This is a genomic window from Aeromicrobium sp., from assembly GCF_025965075.1.
Taxonomy (GTDB): Bacteria; Actinomycetota; Actinomycetes; order Propionibacteriales; family Nocardioidaceae; genus Aeromicrobium.
In genome coordinates this window covers 1-6,115 of sequence record NZ_JAOPXQ010000096.1, presented here as the reverse complement: position 1 = coordinate 6,115, position 6,115 = coordinate 1, and the positions used below count along the sequence as shown (strand labels likewise).

General features: G+C 68.7%; 7 protein-coding genes and 1 pseudogene. 4 read left to right on the top strand and 4 right to left on the bottom strand.

Features of this window, described 5'->3' with window-relative positions; genetic code table 11:
* Window positions 1-342 (top strand): MBL fold metallo-hydrolase (locus JWQ91_RS06285; protein WP_297782008.1); only part of this gene is annotated, 342 nt, incomplete at its 5' end.
* A 48-nt stretch (window positions 343-390) separates the two neighbouring features.
* Window positions 391-678, top strand: coding sequence for a hypothetical protein (locus JWQ91_RS06280; protein WP_297782007.1), 288 nt, complete (start codon window positions 391-393; stop codon window positions 676-678).
* Between the two features lie 159 nt (window positions 679-837).
* Here the strand turns inward: JWQ91_RS06280 and JWQ91_RS06275 are convergent, their stop codons facing one another.
* Window positions 838-1,119 (bottom strand): hypothetical protein, encoded by a 282-nt coding sequence (locus JWQ91_RS06275; RefSeq protein WP_297782006.1) that lies wholly within the window; start codon window positions 1,117-1,119, stop codon window positions 838-840.
* Window positions 1,120-1,225: 106 nt separating this feature from the next.
* On the opposite strand from JWQ91_RS06275, the gene JWQ91_RS06270 reads away from it, so the two are divergent.
* Entirely contained in the window at window positions 1,226-1,621 is a 396-nt protein-coding gene (locus JWQ91_RS06270) for a hypothetical protein (protein WP_297782005.1), read from the top strand.
* On the opposite strand, the gene JWQ91_RS06265 is transcribed toward JWQ91_RS06270, so the two are convergent.
* Window positions 1,618-2,598 (bottom strand): hypothetical protein, encoded by a 981-nt coding sequence (locus JWQ91_RS06265; RefSeq protein WP_297782004.1) that lies wholly within the window; start codon window positions 2,596-2,598, stop codon window positions 1,618-1,620. The two genes, JWQ91_RS06270 and JWQ91_RS06265, sit on opposite strands and share 4 nt — an antisense overlap.
* A gap of 3 nt (window positions 2,599-2,601) precedes the next feature.
* Window positions 2,602-3,882 carry a cytochrome P450 gene (locus tag JWQ91_RS06260; RefSeq protein WP_297782003.1) on the bottom strand — a complete coding sequence of 427 codons (1,281 nt, stop codon included), beginning with the start codon at window positions 3,880-3,882 and terminating at the stop codon, window positions 2,602-2,604.
* Window positions 3,883-3,980: 98 nt separating this feature from the next.
* Between JWQ91_RS06260 and JWQ91_RS06255 the strand changes: the two genes are divergently transcribed.
* Window positions 3,981-5,426, top strand: a complete 1,446-nt coding sequence (locus JWQ91_RS06255; RefSeq protein ID WP_297782002.1) for an APC family permease — start codon at window positions 3,981-3,983, stop codon at window positions 5,424-5,426.
* A gap of 27 nt (window positions 5,427-5,453) precedes the next feature.
* Here JWQ91_RS06255 and JWQ91_RS06250 read toward each other — a convergent pair.
* Window positions 5,454-6,115: pseudogene (locus tag JWQ91_RS06250) on the bottom strand (TerC family protein); the annotation flags it as partial.

The following is a 6,115-nucleotide window of genomic DNA, read 5'->3' as shown; positions in this document are numbered from 1 at the left end:
CCCCTGCCGGTCGACGTCCGCGTCCAGACCGGCGCCCGGGTCCGGGTCGGCTCCTGCGAGCTCGAGGTCATCGAGGTCGAGGGCCACACACCCGGCTCGATCGTGCTGGCGTACGACGACCCCGACGGGATCGTCCACCTGTTCACCGGCGACTCCCTGTTCCCCGGCGGCGTCGGCAAGACCTGGTCCCCCGAGGACTTCACGACGCTGGTCGACCAGGTCGAGACCAAGATCTTCGGCGCCTACCCCGACGACACCCGGGTCTACCCGGGGCACGGTCATGACACCACGCTCGGCGCCGAGCGCCCGCACCTGGCCGAGTGGCGCGAACGCGGTTGGTGAGGCCGTTCGGCCCTGCCGTAGCGGCTCGGGCGGACGTACGTTCGCGAGATGGCGAGGTTGCCGCGGACCCGAGACGACGTCCTCCGGATGTCGTGGTGGACCGCGCTGGCCCTGCTGGTCCTGGAGGTCGTGGTGTCGCCCGGCCTCCTCGGCGGTCCGACCACGCACCTGGGCGGACATGACGGCGGAGAGTTCGCGGTCACGATCCACTGGGTCGTCGTGGTGCCGCTCGCGTGGATGGCCGTCGTGTCGGTCCTGCGCTCCGGGGCGCACCACCGGAGCCCACGCCTCAGCGGCCCCTATCCCCGATCGACCCGGCTCAGTCCCGGGGCCTGAGTCTGCACCGGGAGCCCGGAAGCCGACCCCGCGCGTAAGCGGTGCACCAGTCGCCCTTCCGGCGACCGGAAGGGCGACTCCTGCACCGTCGGAAGCCTGGTGGGGCGACTCACGCACCGCCGCGCGTTCGGAAGGGCGACTCCTGCACCGCCGCCCGGCTCAGTCCCGGGGCTTGAGCTTGTGCGCGGGGAGCCACGCCACGAGGGCCGAGTCGCTGTAGCGCTGCACCTTGCCGGGGATGACGTAGACGACCTGGGCCTCGTAGCCGTCCGACGACCGGCGCCAGCCGATGACGAGCCCCGGATACTCCTGCGTGCTCTGGTTGGCGAGGTTCGAGAGGTTGACCCACACGTGATAGACCGGCGGGTTCTCGGGAGTCCGCACGGCATACGGGTCCGTCGTCGACAGCGGGCGTCCCTGGTTGGTGCCGTTGGGGTTCACCCGAGCAGGATACGTCCACTCGAACACATGTTCTAGCGCGCGTCCGGTTTAACGTGCGCGACCTGGTTCGACGGGCAGATCCGGGGCCAGCCCCTAGCGTGGAGGCATGAGGACGTCGGTCGGAGTGGCGCTGCTGGCGGTCGTCAGCGCCTGCGGCAGCAGCACGGCGGCGCCCGCGCCGGGTCTGACGGCGGGTGAGGCGTTCCAGCGGACGTGCCAGCAGGTGCGCGCCGGCATCGACGAGTTCAACCGGCACGACTACGCCGCGACGGTGGCCAGGTTCGAGCGGGCCAAGGTCCCGGCCACGGTGTACGCCGAGGTCAGCCCCGAGCCGGAGGCCGACGCCCTGCTGGACGCCGTGGAGTACTACGCCAACCTCGCGCCGGCCGACTACCCGGAGGCCGCCCGCTCGTCGGAGCACTTCGCCCGCAACAAGGCGATCACGCTCAACCAGTGCGCCACGGGCGAGCCGATCGACGAGACGCCCCCGACCCCGACCTAGGGTTCGTCGCGGGACAGCGAGACGTACACCGCGTTGACCGCGACTGCACGCTCCAGCTCGTGTGAGACACCGGCGAAGAACTGGCTGCGGTAGGTCTCGTCTGTCACGGCGTAGACCGTGAAGTAGAGCCCGGAGAATGCCGACAGGAACACCGACACCTGGAACAGCTCGTTGGTCAGCGGGATGATCCGACCGAGGGACGGCAGGTCGGTCACGCCCGCGCCCGTCCAGGCCTCGACGGTGCTGTCCGGGATCGTCAGCGAGCCGAAGACCGCGAAGAAGGCGAACAGGCCGAGGGCCAGCAGCAGGACCTGGATCGCCTGGTTGAACAGGAGCACGAGGACCAGGTTGGCGCGGGCGAACCGGGGCAGGTCGGCCGGCTCGGGCGAGGCGCCGTGCGCGACCTGCTCCGCGGGCGTGCCGACACAGCACTCGGCGACCCGGTCGCCGACCACGTCGCGCTCGACCTCGCGGACCTCCTCGGGCAGGCGCACGAGCAGGAACACCATGGCGATGACGCCGAAGAACAACACCGACACCCACAGGACGGGCCGGGACATCAGCGCCGCGACCTGCCACACCTCGGCGTTGATGAACAGGAACGTCACGGCGAGCAGCAGCAGGGGCAGCGCACGGGTCAGCAGCGGGAACATCAGCCCCAGGGAGCCGAACGTGCGACGGATCGCCCAGCGCAGCATCGTCCCCATCCGCAGCAGGCGTCCGGCGAAGAGTCCGAGCAGGGCGAGGAACACCAGCACCCCGACCGCCGTGCCGAGCGATCCGCGGTCGGCCAGCACGACACCCACCAGGACGCCGGCGCCGACCGCGACGGCGACGATCAGGAGCAGCGCCGCGACGATCCGCTTGCTGGACAGCCAGCCCTCGACCCGGTCGGCGTGGTCACCCGTGAAGTACGGCAGTCCGTGGTCGTCGAACCAGGCCTCGATCTGCGCGGTCGTCTCGGTGGAGGACGCCACGGGCTAGAAGGTGACGGGGAGCTCGTCGACGCCGAAGACGAAGGACAGCTGGCGAAAGCTGAGCTCCTCCGGCGGCTTCGCGAGGGCCAGGTCGGGGAACCGACGGAACAGTCGGGGCAACGCGATCCGCAGCTCCATCCGGGCCAGCTCGGCGCCGATGCAGCGATGGATCCCGTGCCCGAAGGCCAGGTGACCGCTCGGGGGCGTGCGGCGGGGGTCGAACTCGTCGGGGCGCTCCCCCGCCGACGCGGGATCACGGTTGGCGCCGTTGAGCGATGCCAGGATCACGTCACCCGCCTTGATCTCCTGGCCGAACAACGTCATGTCCTGCTTGGCGAAGCGCGGGAAGGCCACCTGCACGACCGACAGGTAACGCAGCAGCTCCTCGACGACCCGGTCGACGTCCTGGGGTGACCCGTTGCGGACCAGGTCGGCGTAGACCGGATCGCGCAGCAGCACGATCGTGCCGAGCGCGATCATGCCCGCCGTGGTCTCGTAGCCGCCCGTGAAGATGCCGTCGGCCAGCCCCGCGAGGTCGAAGTCGCTGATGGTCTCGCCCTCGTCGCGCACGATCTGGCCGATCAGGCCCGGTCCCGGCTCCTTGCGCTGGCGCGCCACCGCCTCGAACAGGAAGCGGCGCTGGTCCGACACCGCGCCGAATGCGGCCGCGCCCCCGTTCGTCGCGTCGAAGCGGTCGCTGCCGAGCTTGGCGAACGCGTCGCGGTCGGCGTAGTCCAGGCCCAGCAGCGCGCAGATCGTCTGGAACGGGATCGGGAACGCCACGTGCTTGGCGAGGTCGGCGCCCGGCCCCTCGGCCTCCAGGGCGTCCAGCTGGGCGTCGACGAACTCGGTGATCATGGGCTCGAGCCGGGCCAGCCGGCGCATCGTGAACTCGGGCGTCACGATCTTGCGCAGGCGGGTGTGCAGCGGCGGATCGGTGAAGCCCAGTCCACCGATGTCCTCGGCGGTCGCCGGGCCGTCACCGTGGAACAGGTGCCGGATGTCGTTGCTGTAGCTGTCACGGTCGGTCAGGACCTTGCGGGTCTCGTCGTGGCCCGTGACGAGGTACGCCGTGAAGGTGAACGGCAGCTCGAGCTTGTGCATCGGCTCGGTGGCGCGCCACTCGGCGATCTCGGGCAGGGCGTCCATGCCCTCGCGCTGCAGGGGAATCTTGGTCTTGTCGGGGATGAAGGACAGCGCGCTGAGGTCGATGCCGTTCTTCTGGATGCGCTTGACCAGCATCCGACCGACCCATCGACGGACGCTGCCCTTGACATTCACCACGAACACGAAACTACACCGCGTGCTTGCGGCTTCCTGCCACTCGGTGGAGGGTGGTCCGAAAGCGTCGTGCCCGGCGCCACTTCACGACGGGGATCCACATGAGCACAGACACCACCCAATCGGGCCAACCGACCGAGCTGAAGCGAGTCATGGGGCCCAGGCTCCTGCTGCTCTTCATCGTTGGTGACATCCTCGGCGCCGGCATCTACGCCGTCACCGGCCAGATGGCGGGACAGGTGGGCGGCGTCGTCTGGTTGCCGTTCCTCCTCGCATTCGTCGTCGCGACCATCACGGCCCTGTCCTACCTCGAGCTGGTGACCAAGTTCCCGCAGGCCGCGGGCGCGGCGCTGTACACCCACAAGGCGTTCGGCATCCACTTCGTCACGTTCATCGTGGCGTTCGCCGTGGTCTGCTCGGGCATCACGAGCGCCTCGACGGCCTCGGCGACGCTGGCCGGCTTCCTGACCGACGGGCTGGAGATCAACGGCTGGATCGACCCGGTCGGGTCGGGCACCATCACGGCCATCGCGATGGGGTTCATGGTGCTGCTCGCGGTCATCAACCTCCGCGGTGTCGGCGAGAGCGTCAAGTTCAACGTCGTCCTGACGCTGGTCGAGGTCTCGGCACTCGCGATCGTCATCGGCATCGGCTTCTACGTCGTCGCGCGCGGCGACGGCGACCTGAGCCGGATCACGGTGTTCGAGAGCGCCGACGACAAGGGGATGTTCCTCGCGGTGACCGCCGCGACGTCGATCGCGTTCTTCGCGATGGTCGGCTTCGAGGACGCCGTCAACATGGTCGAGGAGGTCGAGGAGCCGCGGCGGATCTTCCCGCGGGTCATGCTGACGGGCCTCGGCATCGCGGTCGTGCTGTACATGCTGGTGGCGATCTCGGTCGTCAGCGTGCTGTCCGCGGACCAGATCAACACGATCAACGAGGAGGAGGGCCGGGCGCTGCTGTCAGTCGTGTCGGTCGGCGCGCCGGACTTCCCGATCGACAAGGTCTTCCCGTTCCTCGCCGTCTTCGCGGTCGCGAACACCGCGCTGATCAACATGCTGATGGCGAGCCGGCTGATCTACGGCATGGCCCGCCAGGACGTGTTGCCCCGCCGGCTCGGTGCCGTGCTGCCCGGCCGCAAGACACCGTGGGCGGGCATCGCGTTCACCACGGTCCTCGCGCTGGCTCTGATCTTCTACGTCCAGCAGGACCCCAAGAGCAACGTCGTGGTCAACCTGGCCACGGTCACGTCGCTGCTGCTGCTGTGTGTCTTCGCCGTCGTCAACGTCGCCTGCGCGGTGCTGCGCGGCAAGCGTCACGATCACATCGAGACGTTCTTCTCCTCGCCCGGTCCACTGCCGTACGTCGGCGCGGTGCTGTGCCTGTTCCTGGTCGGCCCGTGGGCTGACCGCGACGCGATCGTCTACGAGATCGCGGGCGTCATGATGCTGATCGGGGTAGCCCTGTGGGCCGTGACCTTCGCGATCAACAAGGCGACCGGGCAGGGCGACAGCGCCTTCGAGGACATCGACTCGCTGGGCGAGTGACGTCCCCGAAGGCGCCGGGGGTGGGTCCTAGTGCTTGGGCCCGCCCTCGGCCGTCAGGCCGGCCTTCTCGCGACGGCTCGACACCGTCAGGCTGACGATGGCCGTCACGGTCAGGATGCCGACGATGACACCGAGGCTCAGGAGCGTCGGGATCTCGTAGACCTTGACGTGCTCGCCGCCGTTGATGAACGGCACCTCGTTCTCGTGCAGCGCGTGCAGGACGAGCTTGACTCCGATGAAGGCGAGCAGCACCGACAGGCCCTGCGACAGGTAGATGAGCTTCTTGAGCAGGTCACCCAGCAGGAAGTACAGCTGGCGCAGGCCCATCAGCGCGAACACGTTGGCCGTGAAGACCAGGTAGGGCTCCTGGGTGAGGCCGTAGATCGCCGGGATCGAGTCGAGCGCGAAGAGCAGGTCGGTCGTGCCGAGCGACAGGATCACGAGGAACATCGGGGTGATGTACGTCTTCTTGTTGTCCTTGATGAAGAGCTTGAGACCGTGCCACTCCTCCTTCACGTTGAAGAACCGGCGCGCGAAGCGCACGATCGCGTTCTCGCCGTCGTCGTCGTGCTCGGTGTCCTTGGCCAGCGTCCACGCGGTGTAGAGCAGGAACGCGCCGAAGACGTAGAAGATCCAGGCGAAGTTGTTGATCGCGACCGCGCCCAACGCGATGAAGATGCCACGGAACA